Source organism: Microcoleus sp. FACHB-831, assembly GCF_014695585.1.
Lineage (GTDB): Bacteria > Cyanobacteriota > Cyanobacteriia > Cyanobacteriales > FACHB-T130 > FACHB-831.
The window spans coordinates 200102-225784 of the sequence record NZ_JACJON010000067.1 but is presented as its reverse complement, the minus strand read 5'-3'; the positions used below and the strand labels follow the sequence as shown (position 1 = coordinate 225784).

Here is a 25683-nt window from a genome sequence, read left to right as displayed (position 1 = left end):
GCTTGACTAATACTTATTTCTATGATATTGAAAAAATATTTTTAGTAATGTAGAGGTGGGCGCTGCCCACCCTACGATTGTAATCTAGGGCGGGCATTGCTAGGCCGAAATGCTACATAGTCAAAGACTGAGCATTAGTCTCAATCAACTTAGCCAAATCTTGCAGGAACGCCGCACCATGAGCGCCGTAAATAATCCGGTGGTCGGCTGTGAGATTTACCTGCATCTGTTGCCGCACGCCCAACAATCCGTCAGCAGTAGCTACAACAGTAGGACGCGATGCTCCAATCGCCAAAATTCCACCTTGGCCGGGTGGCAAAATAGCATCAAAGCGGTCAACGCCGAACATCCCCAAATTAGATAGAGTAAACGTGCCAGAGTTGTACTCTTGAGGCTGCAACTGCTTGCTCCTAGCGCGTTCCACCAAATCCTTCCAGTTGCGAGACAGCGAGTAGATATCCTGCTGGTCGGCATTTTGCAGAACTGGGGTGATTAAACCACCGTCATCCATAGCTACAGCTACAGCAACGTTAATAGCACCGTGATACTGGATGCCTGCATCGGTGTAGCTGGCATTAACCAAAGGATGCTTTTGCAACGTCACGGCAACCGCCTTGGCTAGCAACGCCGTCATCGTCACGCCTTTAGACTTAATCTGCTTGTAGAGCTTGTCCAGATTATCGGTCGTGATGGCGTAACCAACGTGGAAGACAGGCACTTGCAAACTTGCCATCATATTCCGCACGACAGCGTTTTGCAGCGTCGTCAACGGCACGGTCTGACCGGGGACTGCGGCGGGTGCTGCTGGTGCTGGTGCTGCTTTAACGGGTGCTGCTGGTGCTGGTGGCGGTGTAACGGTTGGGGCAGCAGGTGTCGCAGGTGCTGAAACAGCGGCGGCAGGTTGTTTACCTTTATTGGCGGCGCCTTCTACATCAGAGGCGACAATCCGACCGTGAGGGCCGCTGCCTTTGAGGGAGTTCAAATCGACGCCCATATCTTTGGCTAATTTGCGGGCGCGGGGCGAGACAATGGGGCGTCCGTTTTGACGAGCTATTGGCGCTACTGCCTCTTGAATTGCAGGGGCAGAAGTTCCTTGAGTTTGGGCAGGTGCGGGAGGGGTTTCGCTTGCAGACTGGGAGGGAACGCTAGAGCCTGGTGCCTGTTGTTTGGCCGTTTCTATTTCAGCTTCGGTTTCTGCTACCAGAGCGATCGCCGCACCAACAGGAGCAACGCCTCCAGCAGGAACAACTATGCTGGCAAGATAACCTTCGTAGAAGGACTCGACATCCATATCGGCTTTGTCGGACTCGACAACCACTACGGTTTCGCCTTTTTCCACTTTGTCACCAGGCGATTTAACCCAGGAAACGATTTTTCCTTCGGTCATGGTTGAGCTAAGAGCTGGCATGAAAACTTCGTGGATCATGGGGTGGTTTCCGAATCGACTGTCTATTAAAACAAAGGTTAAGCCAGATTGAATTGTATCTTGAAGCTTAGCGCGATCGCTATCAGACCACAAAAGGTTCTATGAAGTTGTCTGGCCGCTAACCCCTTGTCGTTAAGATCCTCCGGAGGCGGGAGCATCTGGCTAGAATGTGGTTAGCATCAGTGGTTGAAGGGGCGAATGAATCTGATGTTTGGCAAATTTAAAATTTCGCTAATTGTTTTAGCAAGTATTGCTGCTACTCTTGCTGCTTGCCGCACTATCGATACTAGCACTCAGGTAGCCCCAACCCCGCCCCCCTCTAACGATGGGCAAGGACCTGGAAAACTCAGCCAGAATGCCCCAGGTACTACGGAAGGGCGATCGCAATACAAAACTATTTCATTACAAGATATTAAGCCCGCTGAATCTTTAAAAGGCACAGATCCAAAAGCGATCGCTCTCAAAGCATTTGGACAAATCGAGTCCGAAGGTGGATCGCGCCAAGTTGAGATGACCAACCCCCAACCCAATAAGGCAGTAGTTACCATCACCCAAACTGGCGTTGCAGATGACTCTATTGGTGCTATAAGATATCGCGTTGAATTTGTCAGCACTTCTGGCACAGCCCAGACTGGTAAGCAATGGCAAATGGTATGGGCTGGCTCCCAACAAAAGTGTCATGTTGGGCGAGGTCATCAAGATTGGTCGAATGAAATTTGTCGGTAGATGACCCAAAATCAAGTTATAACAAGTTGATTGTTCATCGTTCATTGAGGGAATGCCAATGAACCATGAACTATGAACCAACAGCGCTAGGAATTATAAATCGCCGCGAATCTCTTCAACAACTCCATCGCGCAAGAGAACTTCTACCTGCATTTTCCGCACCAAGTTGTCTCCCGGTTCCACTCGGAATAAACCTTCAATCTGACCGTGATTTACCTCTTGATTGAGTTCGATCATTTGCACTTGTTGCAACTGTTGGAGTAGTTGATTTTTCTCCTCTAGCAGCTCGCTTTTCTTTTGATTGACCTGAATTTGAATATTGTCAATCTGCTGCATCACTTGAGGCCCTGGGGGTTGTAGGTTCTGCTTTTGTAGTTCGGAAATTGCCCGCTGACCTTGCATATCTAGCTGTTGCAGTTGCGAGTCAAGTTGGTTGATTTGTGATTGAAGTTGCTGTTGAGCCTCCTCCTTCCAACGGGGGGTGACAACGGCTTTGATAGTAACAGGCCGCTTTAGGAGTAGGTGTGATTGAGAAACATCCATAAACATTTAGCTTGGGAGTGGATTTGAGAAAAGAAGTTGATTGGTATGGGTAATTGGTAATGGCGAGATTATGACCCATCCGCGTTTTGTTTGTGCTGCACGCGGATAGCACCGCAATCTTGTGCGCCAATTAATCATCACCCATAAATAAATTATCCGTGCATCCGCGTTCGGAATCCGTATGGTGCGCCAAATACTACTTTTCAAACATCCCTGAGATCATATCGCGATAGCGTTCCATTACGACGTTGCGGCGAATTTTCAAGGTTTGGGTCATCAAGCCATTTTCAGTGGAAAACGGCTCTAGGATCAATTTAAAGGGGCCAACGCGGTCATCTGCACGGTAGCCAGGACGGTTTTGCACCTCGCGATTCAATTCTTGACGGAACAAGTCTTGGATTACTTTACTATCCAGGGCAGATGCTTCCTGGGGAGTCGTTAGTTTATCTGGAATGTGGAGGGGTGGGTTTTGCAAAGCAGCCCACTTGGAGAGTGATTCTAGATTGGGCACGATCAAAGCGCCAAGCGATCGCTCATCTTGCCCTACCAGCATAATCTGGTCAATATACGCACTCCGCAGGCAAGCATCTTCTATCGGCTGCGGCTCGATATTTTCGCCATTAGTTAAAACAATCGTATCCTTAGCCCTTCCGGTCAGCACCACGTCATTTTCAGCCGTTATCCAACCCAAATCCCCCGAATCAAACCATCCTTCTGCATCAATTGCCTTGGCAGTGGCTTGGGGATTTTGATAATATCCCTGCATAATTTGCGGGCCTCGCAACAGCACCAAGCCAACCTTACCGACGGGGAGAGGTTTGCGGGTTTCCGGGTCAACAATTTTAGCTTCTGTCCCTGGAAGCGGTTTGCCAGATGAACCCCGCATATTACTCCAATACCGCCGTGCGTGGGTAACGGGGGAAGTTTCTGTCAAACCGTAGCCTACCAGCACCTCAAGCCCGACAATTTCAAAAAAGTTTTCTAGGTGCATGGCCAGGGAACCACCGCCGCTAATCACGTATTTCAGCTTTCCTCCAGTCGCCTCCCGCACTTTTTTATATACCAACTTTTCTGCAACAGCGTGGAGAGGAGCAAGAGCAGCGGTTTGTATCCCAGCTACTACCCGTTGGGGAAGTGAAGCGGGTTGGGGAGATAACGATAAGGCTTGAGAAACGCGCCTGCTTTCAATGTAGCGCTGACTTAAACTCAAGAGGTTGTTAACCAGTCGCTGCTTGGATGGGGGTTGTTCGCGGAATTGTTTTTGCACCCCTTCATAAATGGATTCCCAAAGTCGGGGAACGCCTACTAAATATTGGGGTTGAAATTCTTTTAAGTCTTTTTTGATGTAGCGGATATTAGTGTAAACTTGGGTGCAACCTTGTGAGAGGAGAAAGTATTCGCCAGTACGTCCGAAGGTGTGCCAAGTAGGGAGGATTGTAAGGGCGCGATCGCCTAATTGCGGTTGAATTACTGCCCCTATTGTAATAACTTGGTGCAGCAAGTTACCGTGAGTTAGCATTACGCCTTTGGGTTTGCCAGTAGTGCCGGAAGTGTAGAGTAAGGTTGCTAAGTTTTCCCGGTTTCTACTAACTGGCTTTAACGTGTTTTTTGCCCCAACTTCCGTTACTTGGGCAAAGTTGAGCATCTTGAGGCTGGAGTCGCGTTCTGGCTCTTCATTTGACAGCAAGATTACCAGTTGAATGGGCAGGTCGTCTAGGCGCTCTCTAAGTTTTTTCAGCGTCTTGCGGTCTTCCACTACTAAGGCTGTGCTGCCGCTATTTGCAAGTATAAATAACAATTCTTCGCGCTCTGCCTGCGAACTACGCACGACATCAGCTGCACCCACTGTCATAATGCCTGCATCGGCGATGAACCAGCGGGGACAATTATCGGAAAATAAAGCAACGCGATCTTCTGGCTGTACTCCTAATGCTTGCAACCCAGCGGCAAATTGTTGAATTTGTTGGTATACCTGGGTGTAAGTTAGACTAACTTCTGGTTGGCTGTGGGGGTCGAGGAGGGCGATCGCATCACCAAATCGTTCTCGCGCTATTGACCAAACCTCTGGTAAAGATTGCGCTGAGGAATAGTCTACCAAACGCGCTAGGTTAGCTCGCTCTTGCTCGGTGAGTTGGAACGAATTGGAAGATTTCGACATACTCAATCCTGGTATGGCTAATTAGTTGTGTTTCTACAATACTCCTGTCTTGGCATAAATTAGCCGTCGTGTGTGGACAGAATACTTTCTGTCTGGTACTTGGCTTTAGGTGATGCTGCACGCGATCGCGCTGCACCCTCTATCCAAAATTAGAACCTAAAATTACACAATATTGTATTGCTTTCTTAATTCTTCAACCGGGCAACTTATAACATCCCAGCTATCCCAATTATCCGATAAATCTATATTCATAGCGGTTCCCCGTAAGAACGCTCTAATAAATTTATCAGGAGCATCCGGTAAATCTAAAACGCCCCTTCTAGCTTTTGATAAAAATCCCACATTAACTCCAAGGTGTTGTTGTAGGAGAATGAAAAAAATTGAAGCAAGGGGATCTCCTGTTTTTTTATACCCCACAGTCATAGCCACAGTCTGGAGTTCTCCTAGAGGACTGGTATCATAACCTGCCAGGATATGTGTTATGTCGTGATAGGAAGTATTTTCATGCGCTCCACCTTTTTCGCCAGGAAAGGGGTATTTGTTCTCTTGGTGAAATTTCCATAACTGATATCCTAAACTTTCTTGGGGCAAAAACTCTAGTTTTCTGTAACTCGAAGCAAGCCTGCTATCCTCCTTAATTCCTGTATAGCTAATCAAACCTTTGAGCAACCATCCAATTCCTTGCTTGTCTACTTCTTGCTTATATTTTTGCCCTATGAAGCAATGGCGATAAACATCAATTTTTAAAGGTAATATTTGCCGCTTGCATAACATTCTTAAATATTTCAAAATATCTTCGGAAACTTCTAGCGCTTTGGCGTAGCTTTCAATAATATGCAACTGTGGAAGCCTAGCTTCACCAGCAGACAAGATAACTACGATCGTTGCCTGCAATAATTGCTGGCGTATTATAGGATCGGTAATGGCGATCGCAACTTCTTCTGGACTGATAAATTCTAAATAATCTATATCATATTCTGTCAACAAAAAGTATTTTTGAATGGCGGTAATAAGGGCACGCGGAGTTGAGGCGAGATGCCCGTCTAGTGTACCTGCAACTTTCATTACCCGCAGTATATATTTTGCCTGGTCGGGAGTTGTTTTGGCGATTTGCATATATTTTCTTCTTTTATATTTGATTAAATTTTATGCTAAGTTTTTAACCAGCGATCGCGCTCCAGCAATTTTACTTTTTAACCTCAAATATAAGGACAACCTATTTATTTAACTTCCTTAACGTCTTTTCCACTTTTCAAACTTAATGATAACATTGGAACTGAATAATGCCCGCCTGACAAAACATAATTCAAAATCGAAGCGACGAACTTGTTTAACAAAACAAAATCAAAATCTGAAAACATATGAACTTTAGCCTACCACTTCTTCCCTGGATGTGGCTTGACATTGTAGGTACGATTTTCGGCAACGGGGTAGCATTGAGTGCTATAACCGTAGCAGCATCGACAAGCCTATTTATGCGCCGTCGTGGGACAGGCGATCGCGCTAGAAAAGACACTACTAACCTGCCAATGGTAAGCATTCTTAAACCACTCAAGGGTGTGGACTATCAACTTGCAGAAAACTTGGCTGCATTCGTCAATTTAAAAGGCCACCCTTACGAAGTTTTAATAGGTATTGCTGATAAAAACGATCCAGCAGTTGCAGTTGTCGAGCAATTTATTACCGAGAACCCCAACGCGCCTTTTAAATTAATTATTACGAGCGATCGCCCCAGTTGCAACCCAAAAGTTATCAACCTCATTGGTTTAGAAACGCACGCCAAAGGTGAGATAATTATTATCAGCGACGGCAACACCAGACCTCATCAAAACAGCCTTTTACGCTTAGTCGCCGTATTTGACGATCCGCGTGTTGGATGGGCTTGCACTCCCTTTTTCGTGCGTAAACCTAGTACCCTCGGCGCGCAGTTGCGGGCTGTACATATTGGCACCGAATTATTATCAATTCTCTGCGGCGTCTATTATTTAACCGGAATCCCGCTAATGATGGGCAAGTGGATGGCGGTCCGCAAACAAGCACTCTTAGATATGGGAGGATTTGCCACATTAGAAAGCTACTTAGGAGAAGATGGTGCTATCGGCCCGATATTAACTAAACTTAATTGGAAGGGCGCGATCGCCCCCGATATTATAGATATATATTTTGGTGACTGGCGCATCCAGCAAGCTTGGGCGCAATTATTGCGGTGGGGGCGACTTATTCGGTCTTTTAACCCAGCAGGCCCTTTTAATTTACTTTTGTGGAACGGCACGTTTTGGTTATTTGCGGCTGCTATTTTTTGGCTTGCAAAGGCACGTTTGGGTGCGGCATTTTTGGCCTTCGCTGGTATTGCAAGTTGGCTTTGTAATTCTTTCACCTACGTGAGATTTGGCGGCGACGCAAGGCATTTGATTACTTTGCCTCTTGCGGACATCAAAGCTATATTAATTGTGCTTTTTTCGTATATTAGTAGAGATGTTATATGGCGCGGTCAGCGCTTTCGGTTGGGCAAAAATTCGCAAATTTTATCGTCTGAACCCATTACTTTTAAGGACGGTGCTACTAAATCAAATGATGATTTAGCAACAAATAGCAGATAAGTTAATACTTATTTTTCCTAACCTTCAACTTAGTTGGAGGAGGATATATAAAATTATGCAAAATGAAGGCAAGATCGCCGACTTCTTAAAGAAGTCGGGTATCTGAAACTTTGACATAGATGCGTTTTAAATCGAAAGACCATAGTGCTGGCGATGCGATCGCCACTGATATAAAAAATGCTAATTATTAACGACTACTATAATTTTCTGGCAATTTAAGAGGTAAAAGACAAGGCACGGGCATCATGCCCGTGCCTGTCAATACATTTATAGTAAACTATAATTTCAAGAGTTTGTCAAGCAAATTGTTGATGAATTAACAAGCTTTAATTTATCACTTTCAACGCCTATTCTGCTGTCGCCACCAACTGCGTACAAGTTTGATTTCTTCATAGCTAATCTGTTCGCCCAAATGGGTATAAATCGGCTTCAAAACATCAGCCCCAACTGCTTTAATAGCCTCCAAAATGTGTAATTGACGTTCTGGCGAAACCATCTGAGTTATATCCACAAGCTGATTAATTTCAATCAACTCGCATAAGTGATTGACGATAGTAGTAACGCGCACATTGCGTTTTTCTGCAATTTCTTCAACCGTAAAACCTTGCCGATATAATTCCAGGGTATTTAACTGCGTGTATGTTGGTTGGGGAGTAATGCTTTTATTCTTTACGGCTGGTTGTGCTGTTAGCCCATGTTCTTGACAATAACCTTGAATTTCCCTAAGAAAAATATCACCATACTGCGCTAATTTATAATCGCCTACACCAGAAATTTTGCCAAATTCTGATAAAGTTTGCGGACGTTGCTGCGCCATTAACTTGAGAGTGGAATCAGCAAAAACTACATAGGGTGCAACCCCTTGAGAATCAGCTAGCTGTTTGCGTAAACTTCGCAACCTTTGCAGCAGCATTTCTACTTCCGCTTCCGCCCTATCTCTATATTCTAAAGTAGGCGTTTGTTGTGCGGGTACGGCAAGATAAACCTCACGCTGACGGCGGAGAATTTGCCAGCTCAAATCGTTGAGTTTTAAAACAGAATAACCATCAGCAGTTTGTTCAACTAAATTTTGATGCAATAGCGATCGCGCCAGCATCTTCCACTCATCCGCACTTTTATCCTTACCAATTCCATAAGTAGAAAGTTCTTGGTGTCCGTTCTGGGCAATCTTTTGATTTTTAGCTCCCCGCAGCACATCAATAATGTAATTAATCCCAAATCTTTCTTTACAACGGGCTACGCACGATAAAAATTTCTGCGCTTCAATAGTCCAATCTTCTTGCGGTTTTGGATGGCAGCAATTGTCGCAGTTTCCGCAATTTCCAGCAAAACGTTCCCCAAAATAACTGAGTTGAATCGTGCGACGGCAATCTGTACCTTCTGCATAATCAATTACCCGGCGCAATTGTTGACGCGCAATCCGCTGCTCCTGCTCGTCTGATTTTTGATCTATTAGAAACTCAATAGTTTTGATATCGCCATAATTAAAAAATATAGTACAGCGAGCGGGTTCTCCATCTCTTCCAGACCTGCCAGCTTCTTGATAATAACTTTCTATATTGCGCGGTAAATCGTAATGAATTACAAATCTTACATCTGGCTTATTAATTCCCATCCCAAAAGCAATAGTTGCCACCATAATCTGCACGTCATCGCGCAGAAAGCGAGTTTGATTGGAACTACGTTCTTCATCGCTCAAACCAGCATGGTAGGGCAGCACTTTTACCCCATCTTGCTTTAAGCGAAACGCCAGTTCATCAACTTTTTTGCGACTGAGACAATAGATAATCCCCGAACCATCTGTTGTGCGGATTTGCTGTAATAATTCTGAGTAGGATTGTTTGTGTTTTGGTCGCACCTCATAGTAGAGATTGGGGCGGTTAAAGCTGGCAATATGAATGGTGGGTTGACGCAGCGCTAGCTGTTGGCTGATATCTTCGCGGACGCGACTGGTAGCGGTAGCAGTCAAAGCTATAGTGGGGACATTTGGGTAACGCTGGCGCAGTTGTTGCAGTTGGCGATATTCTGGGCGAAAATCGTGTCCCCATTCAGAGACGCAGTGGGCTTCATCTATAGCTAGTCTAGAAATGCCAATTTGGTGCTTAACGAGATCTAAAAACGGCAGGAATTTTTCACCCAGCAGTCGTTCTGGAGCAACATAGAGTAGCTTAACCCTACCAGCGAGAATCGCTTCTTCACGCGATCGCACCTGTGCCCAACTAATACTGCTATTGAGAAATGTCGCGCCAATGCCGTTATCTTGCAAGGCTTCTACTTGATCTTGCATCAAGGCAATCAACGGCGACACCACGACCGTTAAACCGGGTTTTAGCAGTGCTGGCAGTTGAAAACACAAAGACTTCCCGCCGCCGGTCGGCATAACAACTAGCAAATCTTGATTTTGAAGCGCTTGTTCTACGATTTGCCGCTGTCCCGGACGGAAGGTGTCGTAGCCAAAGAAGTGTTTGAGGGCGTGTTCTAGGGAACGAAACTGAGCCATGATTGACGGGTTGTGTGCGGGAGGCGGTAGTGCCCACCCTACATTAATTTGCCATTAGCTTCATAATGTAATTTGTAAACTTTCTTTAACAACGTTGTTAATTATGGCCAAAGCAATTTGGAACGGTACTGTTTTAGCACAAAGCGATCGCACCGAAGTTGTAGAACGCAACCACTACTTCCCGCCTGAAACCATCAACAAGGAGTATTTCAAAGACAGCAGCACTCACACCTCCTGTCCTTGGAAAGGCGTCGCCAGCTATTACACCATCGTTGTAGATGGGCAAGAGAATAAAGATGCTGCTTGGTACTATCCCCAAACCAAAGATGGCGCCAAGAACATCGAGGGATATATAGCCTTTTGGAAAGGCGTCAAAGTAGAGCCTTAAGGCATTGGGTATTGGGCATGGGGAATGGGGCATTGGTACTATTCCTATTCCCCATTCCCTATTCCCCGTCCCCACTACTGTGGTTGTAAAAAGGTTTGCACCTTGCCGTCAGGAGTGAGAACCACGCGGATGGTGGGAGAACCGCCAGACTGGACGGCAGAAACAAAAGGTTCGCCCAATAAAGGCATACCAGTGCGGTCTATATAATTTCCAGATGCCTTACCCAGGGGTTTAATGCGTTGAATAGAGCCATCAGGATTGAGCTGCAAACTGTACTCCAGAGTTTGCGTAAGGTCTTTGGGGGGTTGCCAGCGCTGCTGAAAAAAGCTTCTAGCTTCTGCTACCTGGGGGATAGAGTCAAGCAACGAGCCTGTTGCCACCTTATTATCCCCAGCGCTACTAGCAGCGCGATCGCCCTGAGCTGATACTGTACCCCTGGTAGCAGCACTTATATTTGCTTGATCGTTCGATAATGTCTCTCCAGACCGATCCGGAACAATAGCAACACCAGGATTAGAGCTTACTTCCGGCAGTGGCTTTATCGCCGTAATTTTAGGCTGCTTCCGCGCAGTAATCCGAGGAGCAGGCGGCAAAGGTGGAATCAGCGGGGCGGGCGCAGGCGCAGGTACAGATGCAGCTTCGTCAGGGGCAGATGTATCTGCACCCAGATTGGGTAAAGGTGCAAGTGCCGCAGCGCCCTCTTCCTGATTAGGCGGCTCCATCGGAGGTAGCTCTTGCTCTGGCGGTGCGACGATGCGGGGGAGGTTGGACTCTTGTGGGGCAGTTATCCGCCGTAGAGGTGGCGACTGAGAACTGCTAGGGCGGCGCGGTAGCTCCGATTGAGGTATTAGCACCCGTTGCGAACTAGAACGGGGAGGCACATTATCGTTGTTAGTTTTAAACGTTGGTTGCGAATTGGAACGGGCAGATCGATTATCGTTGTTAGGTATCAATACCTGCTGCGAACTGGAACCAGAAGAGCGTGGGGCTGTTCCAGGTATTTTCAAAGACTCCGACCCCGAAGGCGCAGGCTGTTGAGCCGAGCCACCACCAGGTATATTCAAAGACGGCGGCGGACTCGCAATATTTGGGGCGGCTACAGGAGACGGTGGCTGTAATTTTGGGGGGAACGGCAACGGCGTCGGTACTGCTGTCGTCGGTAGTGGCGAACCAGTCGGCAGCGGTGGTGTTGGCAGCCCTAGTATTAGTGGGGGTGGCGTTTCTGTTGGTGTTGCTTGGGCGACAACTGTCGGCGAAGTGGCAGGGCTGGGTACCAGTACCACAGTTTGGGTACTTGGTTTAGGCTTATTAAGCAGCGCGATCGCCCCTGTGGTCACGCCGACTCCCAACACAAGCATCGCCGCCACATTAGTCCAAGCAGGGAAAGGTTGACGCCCTGCGGTGCCCAGAGCAGGTAACGCTAGCAATTCAGCAGCGTATTCATCTAAAGCTGTCGCTAGGTCAAATAATTGCAGCACGCTCAGGGGAACTACTGGCCCTGATTCTGGCGTCGCTAGCCTTCCCAGGAACAGATCGTGCCCTAGCAAACCGCGTGGTTGCAGATAAGGGATGAGGAGTTGGGGCTTAGAAGCGTGTCGCCCTGAAAGTTCTAAATTGCCGTTTGATGATGCTGTATGTGGCGATCGCTCCGAGTTGGAATTTTCTTGCCCATTGCGGTACGCAGACATATCTCGCACGTTGTCGCGATCGGGAATTGAAATAATTTTTTCCTCTTGGGGCAATTCCTCGGCTGGTTCCATTGCCTCGTTGTAAGGCTGCTTTGCCGCGATCGCTGTATCTTCTTGTCCAAGCGATTCCCTTGCCCCGTTGCCATCCGCGTCACTATGAGAACGTATACTGCCAACAAGCTTGGCAGCGCTGCCCAGCGGCATTTGGGCAGGGGACTGTTCGAGGAAGTCCTGCACGTAGGTAGTAACGGCTTCGTGCAAAGCTTCTAAGTCAGCGCGATCGCCAAAAATTGAAATCCGTTGTTCTTCTGGTTGCCTTGGATCGTCGAAGCGAAGCTCAAAGCGCAACTGCTTGAATACTGGTCTCCTCGCCCATCGAGACAGGGGCGAGTCTTTCGCCTGAATTTCCAGCGTGCAAGTGGGTGGGGTGTATCTTCGCAAAACCATTTTAAAACAGGGGTTAGGGACTACTGGCTGGGCTGGGAAAGCAAAAAAAGAAATAATAATAATTTTTTCTTTTCTACTTCTTGCTTTTGCCCTCGTTCCCAGGCACAGCCTGGGAATGCTTTTGCCTTTCTATCGGGCGCGGTCGAGGAGTGCTAACCAAAAACGCCGATGGCCATTTGGGCCGCTGTAAAATAACAGATCGATCAGCAGTTTAAGTGCCAACCCATTCAACTGTTCGGGCGATACATCTTCCACCTCCTCCATGCGATCGGAGTAAGTGTTGCTGAAGGCATCGAGATAATCTCCTAGTAAAGCTGTGCGGTGCGGTTCCTTGTTTTGCTCTGCTAGTTGTTCTAGTAGGGCAACAGCACGACGAATTAGCTCTTGGTGCTGTTTAGCTAAGTGGCAGACAATGAGAACCAGCGATCGCGCTTCTTCCACATCCAGCTTTTTCCTACCGCCGGAACTCTTCCTCATTGGGTTTGACTGTCTCAGCCGCCACAAGGCCACCCTATCTGCGATGGTTGACTCTAGATTCAGTTCGGCTGCTGCCTGGAGCATCGCCTCAGAACCTATACCTGCTAATGCTTCTATTGCCAACAATACTAAATCCAGTTGGGCTTTGATGTTGTCCCACTGTACCAAGTCGGGCGCGGAAGTAAGGGGCAAATCTGACCACTGGGGAGTTGGCGAGGGCATCTTTACAGTCGAGGTCATATATTCAGAGTAGGTGACGACACTAATTGGAACTTCACCGTTACAAGTCTTGAAACCAGACTACCTCGGTTTTGCCAAAGTTTCTTTTCCTAGTCTAGTTTGGCATTTGGCAATTAACGCGATCGCTCTGGGATTCACGTTATTAGTCTAGATCGGTTATTTTCCCAAGAGCGCAGGCAAAATGTGCGCCATTGGCGCACATTTTTTCCTAGCGAACCGTACAGAGAAAAAAAAATGTCCACATTTGTGGACATTTTGTGCGCGGGGTTTAATGGCTATTTAATATAAACAACTGTCACCCCAGCGCCACCATCAGCCGACTCAGCTAAATCAAAACGCTCAACTTGAGGATGCTGCTCTAAAAAGGAATGTACTCCGCGCCGCAACTGTCCCGTACCCTTGCCGTGAATAATCCACAACGGCTCTCCTGACATTTTCCCTATTGTGCGATCTAACTCCATCTCCGCATCAGCTACCCGGCTGCCGCGAATATCAAGCGTATTTTTGCTAGTCCGAACTACTGGTGCTGGTTGCTGCTGGACTACTGCTGCTGGCGGTGGTGCAGGCTTTGCTTTAGCTGGCTGTTCAACTTTCTGCCCGTCGAGGGACTCAATATCCGTCAGCGGTAGGGTCATTTTCATCAACCCAAATCTCACAGTCAATTGCCCATCCGCTTCAGAAACGCTCAACACTTCGGCTGTTTGTCCGAAATTAGGCAGGCGGACGCGATCGCCCTCTTTTGGTTTAAAGGCAGGTTTCGGTTTTGCGGGTTGCTGTCTCGACGGCAAATTTCGCTGTGCAATTTCATTAAGGGCATTAGTTGCACTTTGAGCATCGCCAGCCGTTGCCGTTCCTTGCTGCAAGCGGCGAATTACACTGGCGATTTCACCCTTTGCCTGCGCGATCGCATCCTGCACTGCCCGTTCTTGGGAAAGCTTTAATTCCCGTTCCCGTTCCTGCAATGCATTTGCTTTGCGCGAAACCTGTTGATGCAGTTGTTCTGCCTGTTGTAACAACTTGGCAGCTTCTTGCGCCTTGGTTTCCTGACGCCGCCGCTGCGCTTCCAACCCAGCAATCACCTGGTTTACGTCCTCAGATGCTTCACCTACATGGGTTTTAGCCTCTTCGACAATTTCTGGCTTAAGTCCCAGCCTTCTGGCGATCGCTAGGGCGTTAGAACGCCCTGGAATTCCCCACAGCAGGCGATAAGTAGGCGAAAGACTTACATCATCAAATTCTACCGATGCATTTTCAAATCGCTCGTCTTCATATTTCAGCGCCTTGAGTTCGCCAAAGTGCGTGGTGGCAATACTCAGCGTCGCATTGTCAGCCAGATAATGCAAAAGAGCGATCGCTAACGCACTCCCCTCCGCAGGATCGGTTCCTGCTCCCACTTCATCGAGCAAAACTAAAGACGATTTTAGATTTTGGATTTTGGATTTTGGATTTGATGGTCGATCGTTAGTTTCCGAGGATTGTGGATTTTCATCATTATTCTCCACTTCCAACTCGCCAGACTCATCAGTTTTAATCGCATCCAAAACGCGACTTATGCGACGAATGTGACCAGAAAAAGTAGATAAACTCTGCTCTAGCGACTGTTCATCGCCAATATCCGCCAGCACCAAGTCGAACCAAGGCAGTTCCACTGGCTCCCGCGCCGCTACAAATAATCCCACCTTCGCCATCAGCGCTGCTAATCCCAGCGTCTTCAGCGTGACAGTTTTTCCACCTGTATTCGGCCCCGTAATGGTTACAACCCGAATTTGCGGCTGAATTAGCAAATCTACCGGAACCACCGCCGTGCCTTGTTCGTGCTTTTGCTGCCAAACTAGCAAAGGATGGCGCAGTTGGCGCAGGGTGATGGTTTGTGCGATTTTGGAATCTGTGAACTCTTCCTGTTGCCTGTCGTTTCTATTAATAAATCTAGGTGGATTAGCTTCTAACCAATAGCTGTAACGTGCCCTAGCTGTTGCTAAATCCAAAGTAGTAGCAACTGCTAACACCTGCTCTAAGTCGGGTTTAACTGCTGCCACTTGCATAGTCAAAGCACTCAGAATCGCTTCAACTTCTGCTTGCTCTCGCCGCTGTTCTTGCCGCAGTTGATTGCCTAACTGGACGATCGCCTGCGGTTCTATATATAGTGTCGCGCCGCTAGCAGAAGTGTCGTGGACTATACCGGGAATCGCGTCTTTCTGGGGTGCTTTGACAGGAATCACGAAGCGATCGCCACGTTGGGTAATTACCTGTTGCCCAACTGCATTCGCTTTTCGTTGCAAAATTCCTTGCAATACGCTGTAAATTCTGTCTCGCAACCGCCGCAGTTCGATGCGAATTTCGGCAAGTTTGACACTAGCCCTATCTGCGACATCGCCCCGTTCGTCTATGCAGCGGTGAATTTCTTGTTCCAGTTCTGGGTAAGTCCGCACTTCGGCAACTAATGCCGTTAATACTGGCATATCCGTCTGGTCGTCAATTATGCGACGCAGACGCCTGACGCCGGAAAGAGTAGTGGCGATCGCCAATAGTTCTTCCCCAGACAACATCCCCCCCAGTTCTGCTCTTTCTAGGGAATCTCCTATGTCGCCAATGCCTTCAAAGGTCAAAGCGTTGGGCTGTCTGCTTTCCAGGTTATAGACTTCTTGAGTTTGGGCTAAAAGATTGCCCGATTCAGCTTGAGTCGTTGGAATTTGCAGATGACGAGCAGCGATCGCCCCCAGTTTAGTAGCGGCAAAAGTAGCTAGGTGCTGGCACAGACGCGGCCATTCTAGTAGTTCTAGAGTCTCAGATTGTATCAAAGCCTAAAAGCTAATTGGGGAACGTTAAGTACCTTTAGTTTCAGATATTGCATCCTTCTAAGGGCAGACTATGAGCCTGTTATATAAGTGGTATGAAACGCAATGCCCGTCCCAATATCGAATAGTGCAAAATCTGAATCTATATTAATTTTAAGCTTTGATTACTTGGAGTGCGGGGGGATTGCCCTACCTCTATCGGGGAGAATGGGTTATGGATAATTGATAAAACTTATGAATTGTGACCGATAGAATTATTAAATTTAATTAACTGCTCGTTCATCAATTATCCATCCTGCGATCCCCCCTCGCGAAACAGGCTAGGCTGGAGAACCAATTTCTTCCCAAGACCCCAAGAAAGACATTGCTTCGGACTCCCAAACAATTTCTGGCTGTTCTAGTTGAGTGGCGTCCAAATTCTGGAATACGTCATCTAAAGCCTTCCAGTCCTCCTGGCTCAAAGGCATCAGGGGTATGGCGTGATTGACAGTAGTTGTAGACATAGTAGATGCACCGAGATGATTTGACAGTTCGATTATTTCAAGCTATCCCTCTTAAGGCTGTCGCGCTTCCATCAAGTTGCTTAAACTAATTAAAAAATTTTTCTTTTTCCTTGAATAAGCGTGGAAGCCCAGCTATGTTGGCAGCCAAGCCACTTGTTGCGATCGCATCCAAAACATCCATACTATCTAATACCAACCAATTTCCCACATTGGCTGTTTATTCGCATGGGAGTTCTGTTGTGTGTATCGACCGTTACTTCTTTAAGAGAGATGCAGATGTAGATGTAGATGCGAATACAGACGGTTATAAAGGTGGGTTAGAAATACTAGGATTGGTTAGTACTGCTACAAGGCACCTGAGTTTGTTAAGGGCAATACATTTTAGTTTCGTTGCTTCATTGGCTGGATTCTCGAAATTTGGGTAGAGAGTATCCCTGAGAGCGTTTTATTGGGGTTGAGGGTATGCAGTATAGCTAGCTATAAGCCTATCTAGTGGTAGTGGAATTGCTAAAACTGTTGGGAAGATTGTCGCATCTTTTGGCAAAGATGCAAGTAGCGATCGCTTCAGTGGACAATCGAATGTGTGAGTTTCGCCCTAATTTTCTCCACTATTGGGGCAAAATTGGTCAAATTGACGTTATCACTCCAGCAGGTAAGGAATAAAATTTATAGTTATTGAGATTCTCAATAAAAACCTATATGGCGATCGCGCTCTGATAGTCAGTTGCCAGTGCATTGGTTACAAAATTTCACCAAACACGCCTAAACAGCGATCGACAACCTTAATTACAGTTTTTGTCTAGATTTTTATAGTTTTAATAAATTGAGCTAAGGAAGCGCGATCGCGCAATTACATATTATAAAAAATGTAAAATATATTATTCATCTCAAATAATCGTCCCCTGTCGCGGGTTGTCATTGTGGAAAGGCAGTATTGAGTCGTTTAGCAAGTTGAATACTCGTTGAGTTAGTCATAGAATTAAAGTTGCAAGTGCCCAAGAAAGTAAATATGTTTTTGATAAGTGCGCGTAACTGAATTTCTTACTTTATATTCAGGCTAGCATTACCAGATTAGCCACTTGGGTAGGGGCGATCGCGCTTTTACTCCCTAGCCCGTAGCAACCGCCGCTACACCTAACAACATTGCAATATACTTTCTTACCCAGACACATTTTCGCTGCAAATTTGATACTCTAGCTTAAATAATCTTGGGAACGGGTAGAAGAGCGTGGACATTCAAATTGGGCGGGGTAAGACAGCTCGCAGAGCTTACGGTATTGATGAAATAGCCCTAGTACCAGGGACTAGGACGCTAGACCCTAGTTTGGCAGATACTCGGTGGCGCATCGGCGGGATTGAGCGGGAAATCCCCATTATTGCCAGCGCCATGGATGGCGTGGTAGATGTACGCATGGCAGTCCTCCTATCTCAACTCGGAGCATTGGGCGTACTCAACTTAGAGGGCATCCAAACTCGCTATGAGAACCCAGAGCCGATTTTAGATCGCATCGCCAGCGTCGGTACAACTGAGTTTGTCGGGCTGATGCAGGAACTCTATGCAGAACCAATCAAGCCAGAACTAATCGAAAAGCGGATTCACGAAATTAAAAGTCAAGGCGGTATTGCCGCAGTAAGCGCTACCCCTGCTGGCGCAACTAAGTACGGAGAGTTTGTCGCTAAAGCTGGTGCTGACTTATTTTTTGTCCAAGCTACCGTCGTCTCCACCGCTTATTTGTCACCCAGTTCGATAACGCCGCTGGATTTGGCGCAATTCTGCCAGGAAATGCCCATCCCAGTTATCTTAGGCAACTGCGTCACCTACGAAGTAACTCTAAGTTTAATGAAGGCAGGCGCAGCAGCGATATTGGTGGGAATTGGCCCTGGCGCAGCTTGTACTTCGAGGGGTGTATTGGGTGTAGGGATACCTCAAGCAACAGCAGTTGCTGACTGCGCTGCGGCTAGAGATGACTATTATCAGGAGACTGGCAACTACGTCCCAGTCATCGCCGATGGCGGTTTAATCACTGGTGGCGATATCTGCAAGTCTATAGCCTGCGGTGCTGACGGTGTGATGATTGGCTCTCCGTTTGCCAGAGCTAAGGAAGCACCAGGACGGGGATATCATTGGGGAATGGCAACGCCCAGCCCAGTTTTGCCGCGTGGTACTCGCATTCGTGTCGGTACTACTGGTACACTAGAACAAATTCTCCGAGGCCCAGCAGTACTCGACGATGGTACTCATAATTTGCTGGGAGCCTTGAAAACCAGTATGGGGACTCTGGGGGCCAAGGATATAAAGGAGATGCAGCAAGTAGAAGTAGCGATCGCCCCCTCCTTGCTTACCGAAGGCAAGGTTTACCAAAAAGCACAGCAATTGGGCATGGGTAAATAAACTCACGGCCGTAATTGCAAATATTAAAATTTTCCGGACTCCCTTTAGTGAAGGCTGGAAAATCTCAACCTGTCGCTTACAATAAAGAAAGCGGAGACGCATGTTTCCGTTCACTCCTCACACCACACTCCGCCCGGACAGAGTTCGGGCGGTTCCTTTTTTTTTGCCTGAAAATAGCTATGCACCGCGATAAAAAGCTGCCAATAGTAGAAGTTATGTCTAAATGTATATATTTTCTATAGAAAACGTCGGTTTTCGCTGTGGTAGAATTTGCTAGAAACATAGATACAGTTACGCAAGGATTTCCAGGCAATGTCAGCAGCAGCACCAGTTACAGACGCCTCGTTTAAGCAAGATGTGCTTGAGAGTGAAATTCCAGTTTTAGTAGATTTTTGGGCACCCTGGTGCGGTCCTTGCCGTATGGTTGCTCCTGTAGTTGATGAAATCGCCCAGCAGTACGACGGTCAGGTGAAAGTCGTAAAGCTAAACACCGATGAAAACCCCAACGTTGCTAGCCAATACGGTATTCGCAGTATCCCCACTCTGATGATTTTCAAAGGCGGTCAGCGAGTTGATATGGTTGTGGGTGCAGTTCCCAAAACCACATTGGCTAATACTTTAGAAAAATATATCGATCCCGCCTAACACTCGCTCCAGTTTCAATAAACCTGATGGCTTTGGCAACGCTACAGGCCACAAGCCTTACTGGACGGTCAACTCTTAAGTTGGTCGCTCAATTCTGGCATCTACCCAAACAACCCGTAATAAGGGAAGTATGCTGGCGCGAGACTTACTAGCCCAATTAACATGGCCGGGTGTTCCCCCTGGTATTCCCCCGCTACAATCGGCGCCTTGAGGCTAATGCTTCAAGGCGCTTTTTGCATTTTACTGCTGGGGCAGGCTAACAAGGCAACATAAATTTAGTATTCTTTGATACAAAAGGCTACCAGATCGCCCCTAAATCTAGCTAGAATAGAGTCCCGCTTTGAGACAAGTAATGACCATCACTCCTCCTACCACTGAGCTTGAGTCGCTAGAGACAGACATAGCTGCACTGATTGAGCAGTTGCCTTCCCTAAAGAATGGCAAATGGATTCAACGGGCACTGAGTACCTTAGTGCGGATTGCTGGGAGCGAGATCGATCGGTTGGACTGGAAAATATTAAGTGCATCCCTGCAAGATATGGAGCGGGGGTTTCAAGTCTTTTATCCCTATCGACACGTCCGCAAAGTGACTATTTTTGGTTCGGCTCGCGTTTCACCAGAAAGCGGGGAATATCGCATGGCTGTAGACTTCGCTCGTTATGTGACGCAGCAGGGATACATGGTGATGACGGGAGCTGGCGGCGGGATCATGCAGGCGGGGAATGAAGGCGCGGGTGCAGAAAAGTCTTTTGGTTTGAATATTCAGCTACCGTTTGAGCAAGGGGCAAATCCTTTTATTGAGGGAGATCCCAAGCTGATTCCGTTTAAGTATTTTTTCACGAGGAAGCTGTTTTTTCTGAGGGAAAGCGATGCGATCGCTCTCTTCCCCGGCGGTTTTGGCACTCAAGACGAAGCCTTAGAGTGCTTGACGCTCTGCCAAACTGGAAGATATGGCCCCGTGCCTATGGTATTAATCGACCGTCCCGGCGGTACATACTGGCAAGAATGGGATGCGTATATTCGCAAAAACTTAGTCAAAACTGGTTTAGTCAGTCCCGACGATCCCAGCCTTTACACAATTACAGATAACTTAGACGTAGCGTGCGAGGCGATCAATAGCTTTTACCGGGTTTATCACTCAAGCCGCTTTGTGCAAGATAAATTTGTCATCCGCCTCAAGACAGAAATATCCGATGCCTGTGTAGAACATCTGAATGCTCAATTTAAAGACATCCTAGTAAAGGGACAAATTGAAAAAACTCAGGCGTTTCCCGAAGAAGCAGGCGATGAAACTCTAGACCTACCCCGCTTGGTTTTGTACTTCAACCAAAGAGGCTTTGGGCGCTTGTATCAAATGATTGCCGCGATTAACAGCCTGTGTACTCCGCCACCTGCTGTAACAGCGCATCCAGAACTGAAGTAAAGGGATTGGGGATCGGGAAGAAACAAGAATAATGAAAATTCTCCCCGTCGCCAGCCCCTAAAATCCTAATCGTGGATCGAGCCATCAGGCATCGTAGCATCCTGTAAATTGGCGCCCTTTAGGTCGGCACACCCTGAGTTATCATCCATGTTGAAACCAAAGTTGACGCCCCTATCGCTAGCATTCAGGTTAACCTTAACGTCGTTACCCAGTTTGAAGCTTAGGTTTGCACCCTCGTCGTTGGCATCAAGGTTAAAACTCACATCGTCACACCCTAGATAAGCGCCATTCAGGTCAGCAGCTTGTAAGTCAGCGCCCCGAAGTTTTGCACCCTGTAGGTTAGCGCCCTGTAGCTGTGCAGCTCTAAGCTCTGCACCCCGAAGTTTTGCACCCTGTAGTTGGGCGCCACGAAGTTTGGCATTGGCTAGATTGGCGTTGACGAGGTTCGCACCCTCTAGATCTGCACCCTCCAAGTTGACATCGCTGAGGTCACACTCCGGGCACTGTTTAGTTTCCAGCAAGCGAGCAACGCGCCCTTGCTTGAGGAAATTTGGCAGCGCGATCGCGCTCATAAAGCATAAACTCGTCAGCAATACAGCAGCGGCTATAGTTTTTGGTTTCATAGGACTCGCTACAAGCCTCGCACGATTAACCTCAATCGATTTGAGCGATTCTAGAGCAGCCGCAGCATTATCAAAGCGATTTTTTAGGCTGGGTGCAACCATTTTTTCCAGCCAGTTAATAAACTGTGGATTCAACTGCGTTACCAATGGCTTGAAGTTGATGCTATAAGTTTCATCAATTAAATTGCCAACTTCAGTTGATTTCGTCTTAGTCAGCAAGCATATCAGCGTCGCGCCAAGACCATATAAGTCTGATGCTGTGGTTAGTTGGCGATTAAATAGCTGTTCTGGCGGCATAAAACCCAACGTGCCTTTAATGGCGCTGCTAGCAGCGACTTGACCGCCGCCTGCGCGGGCGAAACCAAAATCGACTAAGTAAACCTGCATTTGCTCATCCACAAGGATATTTTCTGGTTTGATATCGCGGTGAATGATCGGGGGATATTGTTGTTGCAGATAAACTAAGACTTCTAAGAGCGCGATCGCAATCTGTTTAATTTCTTCTGGCGTAAAGGATCGCGGATGGGCTAATGAAGGGGCGTGTTTATAATCCTGTACCAGGCAAAATCCAGCGCTCGTTTCAAAGCAATCGAGGTAACGGGGGATGCTGGGATGATTTAGCTTTTGCAGCAATTTAATTTCTTGCTGATGCGCTTGGTATTCTGACCAGTTAGCACCAGATTTGGCAAACTGAAACTGCTTAATAACAACCGATTGTTGAGTTTTGCTACTGAAAGCTTTGTAGGTGATTCGACCGCCAGTGCGGTTTTGCCCTAACTCAGTTTCGACTTGATAGCCGTAGCGGGAAAAGTCTGGGAAGTTGCTCATAAGTGTAGGGATGGAGATAGGTTGCGATCGCTTAAGTAGGCGGACACAATTAAACGTAAAACCTTCTACTTAGCGCGTCATAGCTTAATCGTTCTTGACTGCAAAATTGCCTGCAAAAGTTTCCCATCCCCTGTCCCCTCTCAACACAAGTAAGGGCGAATCTTATGTTCGCCCTTAGTAGGTTTGTTAATTACCAAAAATGCTTTAATCGTGGATTGAACTATCGGGCATTTTTGCCCCCTTCAGCTTCGCGCCCCGCATATCAGCACCCAGAAGGTTAGCAGCCCTTAAGTCAGCACCACGCAAGTCAGCAGCCTTAAGATCCGCACCCCTTAAATCTGTTCCCCTCAAATCTGCACCTCTTAAATCTGCACGCACTAAGTCCGCACCGCCCAGATTTGCATCCTGTAGATTCGCACCGCCTAGTTCCGCACGCACTAAGTTAGCGCCTCCTAGATTAGCACCTGCAAGGTAGATACCTTGTAGTTGGGCATTCTTTAAGTTACATCCCGGACAGTGACGATTTTCTAGTAACTGTCTTACTGCTTCTGTGGGAATTGTCCTCTTAGCAGTAGTAGACATTTTGGAAAGATTTAAAGTTGTGCCCAACAAGGCGATAAAGCTGATGCTGGCTAATCCTAGAAACGTAACTTGCTTGGTAAGATTTGCGCCACGCAATACGATATCTTGAGCTTGAGTTGTTGCATTCCCTACAACGTTTTTAATACTTTGAAGTGCTTCTAGTGCAGCGGCTGCATTAGGGTAGCGATCGCATAGGCTGAGTGCGGTCATCTTTTCCAGCCAGCTAATAAACTGCGGGCTTAGTTGGGGCACTAGATGTTTGAAATTGAGGCGATAATTCTCATCAATTAAGTTGCCGAGTTCGGTTGATTTTGTCCCAGTCAGCAAGCAAATTAGGGTGACACCAAGGCTATATAAATCGGATGCTTCAGTGACTTGACGATTAAATAGTTGTTCTGGTGGCATAAACCCCAAAGTGCCTTTGACGGCGCTGCTAGCAGCGAGTTCGGCGCCTCCTGTGCGGGCAAAGCCAAAATCTACCAAGTATACTTTTAGGTTTTCATCAACGAGGATATTTTCTGGTTTAATATCGCCGTGAATTATTGGGGGAGTTTGCTGTTGCAGATAGACTAAAACTTCTAAGAGCGCGATCGCGATTTGTTTTATTTCTTGCGGTGTAAATTGGCGCGGTTTCGCTAACGAGGGGGCTTGTTTATATTCTTGTACGAGGCAAAATCCAGCATTTGTTTCAAAGGAATCGATGTAGCGGGGAATGCTGGGATGATTCAACTGCTGTAACAGTTGAATTTCTCGTTGATAAGTTTCGTAGTCCGACCACGAAGAATGGGATTTGGCAAACTGAAACTGCTTGATAACAACAGGAACCCCCCCTTCATCCCTCCCTTGGTTAGAGGGGGATAAAGGGGGGGTTTTAACAGCGAGATAGGTGACTCGACCACCGGAGCGATTGTGTCCTAGTTCCCGTTCGCCTTGATAGCCTAACTCGGAAAAGTCTGGGAAGTTGCTCATAATAATGGTAAAGATTATGGCTGACGCGCTTTCATACCATCTTGGCAACAAAATCGGCAAATGCGATCGCCTTCAAGAAAGCTTCATGCGATCGCCGAGTTCATGCACTTCAGCGCGTTTCACAGCCTCACCTTCCCAGAATTTTATACCCGCAATTACCGAGGAATGCAAAACTGGCTTGTGTGCAGTATAGCTTCACCGTGATTTGGAATCCACGCTACCCATTCCTCATCTGAATGTTCGCAAAGTAACAGCGCTTCATCATGGCTGTAATCGCTGGGAAGTTCTAGAAGCTTCACCCAGATATCACCGCCCTCTTCCTTCACTGACGGCGTTTCGTCTGCCTTAAAATCGCAAAAATTGAAGGGATACGGTGCCTGTGGCACTTGCTTGGGGCGAGCCAGATTTAGGACAGATCCAGTACTGTATGAAGTTTTATTCATCTTGTTTTTTCCTTATGTAAGTAGCACCCCCATCGGCTTACTCATGTTCTTTACCTTGAGACAGCCTAAAGCGGTAGACAACAAAAAAATTTATTTCTGTAACTTATGCTACCGATTTTTCATCAATTTAATCAAGCGAATGTTGAATAACTTAACTTAAGACGCAAATGCACATGGGGGTAGGGGTACGTTTTCCCTACACAATGCGGTAATTGGGCGGGAAGCGGGTCGGAATACCGCCCAATGGCAGACCAATGGAAGAATAGCCCAAGGCTAAAATAAAAAATAGTTAACATTAATTAACAATTTTTCAACCATGCAGGCAACTCCAGTCGCCGATACAGCCCCTATCCCCGGCATTTACTGGCAGTGGCGGGGGCAGTCCATTTACTACATCAAAGCCGGAGAACGCAAACCGGGACGCCCACCACTGCTATTAATTCATGGCTTTGGTGCTTCCACAGACCACTGGCGCAAAAATATTAGCGGACTGTGCAACGAGTTTGAAGTTTGGGCTATCGATCTGCTGGGGTTTGGGCGTTCAGCCAAACCTGAGTTGCAGTATGGCAGCGACCTATGGCGCGATCAGTTGCATGACTTCATCACCCAAGTTATTCGGCAACCAGCGGTATTGGCAGGAAACTCCTTGGGCGGCTATGCAGCTTTGTGCTTAGCAGCGCAGCGTCCCGAATCTGCTGCGGGTCTAATATTAATTAATAGCGCGGGGCCATTTACCAGAACCGAGCCTGCACCGGAACCTCATCCTTTCCAAAAAGTGCTGGGGGAAGTAAGAACTTCTATTTTTCAGCAATCTTGGGCGAGTTTTCTGTTGTTCCAATACACTAGACAACGTTCGACTATTCGCAGAGTTTTGAAGAATGTTTATCTCGACCAGAGTGCAGTAACAGATCAGTTGGTAGAAGAAATTTATCGTGCATCATGCGATGTTGGTGCGGAAAAAGTGTTTGCTTCAGTTTTTAGAACGCCCCAAGGTGAAAACATCGACGTGTTGCTGCAACAGCTAAAATGTCCGCTTTTAATGCTGTGGGGAGAAGCAGATCCCTGGATAAATGCCAAGGAAAGAGGCACTAAATTCCGGGAATATTATCCTCAACTTACAGATCATTATTTAAGAGCGGGTCACTGTCCTCATGACGAAGTGCCAGATCGAGTTAACGAGCTTATTCGGTCTTGGGTGTTGAGTTTTGAGTTTTGAGTTTTGAGTTTTGAGTTTTGAGTTTTGAATTAATAACTCATAACGCGATAAATCTGCGTCTTTACAAACTC

Annotated in this window: 23 protein-coding genes; 11 read left to right on the top strand and 12 right to left on the bottom strand. The window is 47.1% G+C overall.

Translation table 11 applies throughout. From position 1 onward, the window contains the following. Positions 1-112: 112 nt before the first annotated feature. Positions 113-1426: a dihydrolipoamide acetyltransferase family protein gene (locus H6F77_RS19650; RefSeq protein ID WP_190490592.1), complete on the bottom strand. Its 1314-nt coding sequence runs from the start codon at positions 1424-1426 to the stop codon at positions 113-115. Between the two features lie 198 nt (positions 1427-1624). On the opposite strand from H6F77_RS19650, the gene H6F77_RS19645 reads away from it, so the two are divergent. Beyond that, positions 1625-2152, top strand: a complete 528-nt coding sequence (locus H6F77_RS19645; protein ID WP_190490278.1) for a hypothetical protein — start codon at positions 1625-1627, stop codon at positions 2150-2152. Between the two features lie 93 nt (positions 2153-2245). Here the strand turns inward: H6F77_RS19645 and H6F77_RS19640 are convergent, their stop codons facing one another. The 3 genes from H6F77_RS19640 to H6F77_RS19630 all read right to left on the bottom strand — a co-directional run bounded on the left by H6F77_RS19640 (position 2246) and on the right by H6F77_RS19630 (position 5918). Continuing rightward, entirely contained in the window at positions 2246-2695 is a 450-nt protein-coding gene (locus H6F77_RS19640) for a YlqD family protein (RefSeq protein ID WP_190490276.1), read from the bottom strand. A 196-nt stretch (positions 2696-2891) separates the two neighbouring features. Then, the gene (locus tag H6F77_RS19635; protein WP_190490274.1) at positions 2892-4853 is read right to left on the bottom strand and encodes an AMP-dependent synthetase/ligase; all 1962 of its coding nucleotides are present in this window, start codon (positions 4851-4853) and stop codon (positions 2892-2894) included. Positions 4854-5015: 162 nt separating this feature from the next. Continuing rightward, positions 5016-5918, bottom strand: coding sequence for a hypothetical protein (locus tag H6F77_RS19630; RefSeq protein ID WP_190490272.1), 903 nt, complete (start codon positions 5916-5918; stop codon positions 5016-5018). A gap of 296 nt (positions 5919-6214) precedes the next feature. Between H6F77_RS19630 and H6F77_RS19625 the strand changes: the two genes are divergently transcribed. Then, complete coding sequence (locus tag H6F77_RS19625) at positions 6215-7453, top strand: glycosyltransferase (RefSeq protein WP_190490270.1); 1239 nt, start codon at positions 6215-6217, stop codon at positions 7451-7453. A 340-nt stretch (positions 7454-7793) separates the two neighbouring features. On the opposite strand, the gene recQ is transcribed toward H6F77_RS19625, so the two are convergent. Continuing rightward, entirely contained in the window at positions 7794-9953 is a 2160-nt protein-coding gene (recQ, locus tag H6F77_RS19620) for a DNA helicase RecQ (protein WP_190490268.1), read from the bottom strand. A gap of 103 nt (positions 9954-10056) precedes the next feature. Here recQ and H6F77_RS19615 point away from each other — a divergent pair, with 103 nt between their 5' ends. Beyond that, entirely contained in the window at positions 10057-10341 is a 285-nt protein-coding gene (locus H6F77_RS19615; protein WP_190490266.1) for a DUF427 domain-containing protein, read from the top strand. Positions 10342-10415: 74 nt separating this feature from the next. Here H6F77_RS19615 and H6F77_RS27475 read toward each other — a convergent pair whose 3' ends face one another. Together H6F77_RS27475 and H6F77_RS19605 are read right to left on the bottom strand one after the other, a co-directional pair. Continuing rightward, positions 10416-12476 carry a DUF4335 domain-containing protein gene (locus H6F77_RS27475; protein ID WP_199321426.1) on the bottom strand — a complete coding sequence of 687 codons (2061 nt, stop codon included), beginning with the start codon at positions 12474-12476 and terminating at the stop codon, positions 10416-10418. 129 nt (positions 12477-12605) lie between these two features. Next, positions 12606-13193 (bottom strand): DUF3038 domain-containing protein, encoded by a 588-nt coding sequence (locus H6F77_RS19605; RefSeq protein WP_190490264.1) that lies wholly within the window; start codon positions 13191-13193, stop codon positions 12606-12608. A gap of 13 nt (positions 13194-13206) precedes the next feature. Between H6F77_RS19605 and H6F77_RS19600 the strand changes: the two genes are divergently transcribed. Next, positions 13207-13344, top strand: coding sequence for a hypothetical protein (locus H6F77_RS19600; protein WP_190490262.1), 138 nt, complete (start codon positions 13207-13209; stop codon positions 13342-13344). 124 nt (positions 13345-13468) lie between these two features. On the opposite strand, the gene H6F77_RS19595 is transcribed toward H6F77_RS19600, so the two are convergent. Continuing rightward, entirely contained in the window at positions 13469-15991 is a 2523-nt protein-coding gene (locus H6F77_RS19595; RefSeq protein WP_190490260.1) for an endonuclease MutS2, read from the bottom strand. Between the two features lie 317 nt (positions 15992-16308). Continuing rightward, positions 16309-16491 carry a hypothetical protein gene (locus H6F77_RS19590; RefSeq protein ID WP_190490258.1) on the bottom strand — a complete coding sequence of 61 codons (183 nt, stop codon included), beginning with the start codon at positions 16489-16491 and terminating at the stop codon, positions 16309-16311. Positions 16492-16625: 134 nt separating this feature from the next. Here H6F77_RS19590 and H6F77_RS19585 point away from each other — a divergent pair, with 134 nt between their 5' ends. From H6F77_RS19585 to H6F77_RS19565, 5 genes are all read left to right on the top strand, one after another. Further along, on the top strand, positions 16626-16916 hold the full coding sequence (locus H6F77_RS19585; protein ID WP_190490257.1) for a hypothetical protein: 291 nt from the start codon (positions 16626-16628) through the stop codon (positions 16914-16916). Positions 16917-16989: 73 nt separating this feature from the next. Continuing rightward, entirely contained in the window at positions 16990-17154 is a 165-nt protein-coding gene (locus H6F77_RS19580; protein ID WP_190490255.1) for a hypothetical protein, read from the top strand. Between the two features lie 565 nt (positions 17155-17719). Beyond that, positions 17720-18883: a GuaB3 family IMP dehydrogenase-related protein gene (locus H6F77_RS19575; protein WP_190490253.1), complete on the top strand. Its 1164-nt coding sequence runs from the start codon at positions 17720-17722 to the stop codon at positions 18881-18883. Between the two features lie 312 nt (positions 18884-19195). After that, entirely contained in the window at positions 19196-19528 is a 333-nt protein-coding gene (gene trxA / locus H6F77_RS19570) for a thioredoxin (RefSeq protein WP_190490251.1), read from the top strand. Positions 19529-19880: 352 nt separating this feature from the next. After that, positions 19881-20951, top strand: a complete 1071-nt coding sequence (locus H6F77_RS19565) for an LOG family protein (protein WP_190490249.1) — start codon at positions 19881-19883, stop codon at positions 20949-20951. Between the two features lie 65 nt (positions 20952-21016). Here H6F77_RS19565 and H6F77_RS19560 read toward each other — a convergent pair whose 3' ends face one another. Then, the gene (locus tag H6F77_RS19560) at positions 21017-22402 is read right to left on the bottom strand and encodes a serine/threonine-protein kinase (protein ID WP_190490248.1); all 1386 of its coding nucleotides are present in this window, start codon (positions 22400-22402) and stop codon (positions 21017-21019) included. A 204-nt stretch (positions 22403-22606) separates the two neighbouring features. Further along, positions 22607-23953, bottom strand: a complete 1347-nt coding sequence (locus tag H6F77_RS19555; protein WP_190490246.1) for a serine/threonine protein kinase — start codon at positions 23951-23953, stop codon at positions 22607-22609. A gap of 16 nt (positions 23954-23969) precedes the next feature. On the opposite strand from H6F77_RS19555, the gene H6F77_RS19550 reads away from it, so the two are divergent. Then, positions 23970-24146, top strand: a complete 177-nt coding sequence (locus H6F77_RS19550) for a hypothetical protein (RefSeq protein ID WP_190490244.1) — start codon at positions 23970-23972, stop codon at positions 24144-24146. On the opposite strand, the gene H6F77_RS19545 is transcribed toward H6F77_RS19550, so the two are convergent. After that, on the bottom strand, positions 24109-24396 hold the full coding sequence (locus H6F77_RS19545) for a hypothetical protein (protein WP_190490242.1): 288 nt from the start codon (positions 24394-24396) through the stop codon (positions 24109-24111). The genes H6F77_RS19550 and H6F77_RS19545 overlap by 38 nt on opposite strands. 316 nt (positions 24397-24712) lie before the next feature. Here H6F77_RS19545 and H6F77_RS19540 point away from each other — a divergent pair, with 316 nt between their 5' ends. Further along, positions 24713-25612, top strand: coding sequence for an alpha/beta fold hydrolase (locus H6F77_RS19540; protein WP_190490240.1), 900 nt, complete (start codon positions 24713-24715; stop codon positions 25610-25612). The last annotated feature ends 71 nt before the right edge of the window (positions 25613-25683 follow it).

Coding starts and splice junctions, on each gene's coding strand:
- H6F77_RS19635 (WP_190490274.1), bottom strand. CDS start 4,853: ATGTCGAAATCTTCCAATTCGTTCCAACTCACCGAGCAAGAGCGAGCT.
- H6F77_RS19650 (WP_190490592.1), bottom strand. CDS start 1,426: ATGATCCACGAAGTTTTCATGCCAGCTCTTAGCTCAACCATGACCGAA.
- H6F77_RS19605 (WP_190490264.1), bottom strand. CDS start 13,193: ATGACCTCGACTGTAAAGATGCCCTCGCCAACTCCCCAGTGGTCAGAT.
- H6F77_RS19615 (WP_190490266.1), top strand. CDS start 10,057: ATGGCCAAAGCAATTTGGAACGGTACTGTTTTAGCACAAAGCGATCGC.
- H6F77_RS19645 (WP_190490278.1), top strand. CDS start 1,625: ATGAATCTGATGTTTGGCAAATTTAAAATTTCGCTAATTGTTTTAGCA.
- H6F77_RS19630 (WP_190490272.1), bottom strand. CDS start 5,918: ATGAAAGTTGCAGGTACACTAGACGGGCATCTCGCCTCAACTCCGCGT.
- H6F77_RS19540 (WP_190490240.1), top strand. CDS start 24,713: ATGCAGGCAACTCCAGTCGCCGATACAGCCCCTATCCCCGGCATTTAC.
- recQ (WP_190490268.1), bottom strand. CDS start 9,953: ATGGCTCAGTTTCGTTCCCTAGAACACGCCCTCAAACACTTCTTTGGC.
- H6F77_RS19640 (WP_190490276.1), bottom strand. CDS start 2,695: ATGGATGTTTCTCAATCACACCTACTCCTAAAGCGGCCTGTTACTATC.
- H6F77_RS27475 (WP_199321426.1), bottom strand. CDS start 12,476: ATGGTTTTGCGAAGATACACCCCACCCACTTGCACGCTGGAAATTCAG.
- H6F77_RS19555 (WP_190490246.1), bottom strand. CDS start 23,953: ATGAGCAACTTCCCAGACTTTTCCGAGTTAGGCTATCAAGGCGAACGG.
- H6F77_RS19590 (WP_190490258.1), bottom strand. CDS start 16,491: ATGTCTACAACTACTGTCAATCACGCCATACCCCTGATGCCTTTGAGC.
- H6F77_RS19625 (WP_190490270.1), top strand. CDS start 6,215: ATGAACTTTAGCCTACCACTTCTTCCCTGGATGTGGCTTGACATTGTA.
- H6F77_RS19565 (WP_190490249.1), top strand. CDS start 19,881: ATGACCATCACTCCTCCTACCACTGAGCTTGAGTCGCTAGAGACAGAC.
- H6F77_RS19560 (WP_190490248.1), bottom strand. CDS start 22,402: ATGAGCAACTTCCCAGACTTTTCCCGCTACGGCTATCAAGTCGAAACT.
- trxA (WP_190490251.1), top strand. CDS start 19,196: ATGTCAGCAGCAGCACCAGTTACAGACGCCTCGTTTAAGCAAGATGTG.
- H6F77_RS19585 (WP_190490257.1), top strand. CDS start 16,626: ATGTTGGCAGCCAAGCCACTTGTTGCGATCGCATCCAAAACATCCATA.
- H6F77_RS19550 (WP_190490244.1), top strand. CDS start 23,970: ATGGCTGACGCGCTTTCATACCATCTTGGCAACAAAATCGGCAAATGC.
- H6F77_RS19545 (WP_190490242.1), bottom strand. CDS start 24,396: ATGAATAAAACTTCATACAGTACTGGATCTGTCCTAAATCTGGCTCGC.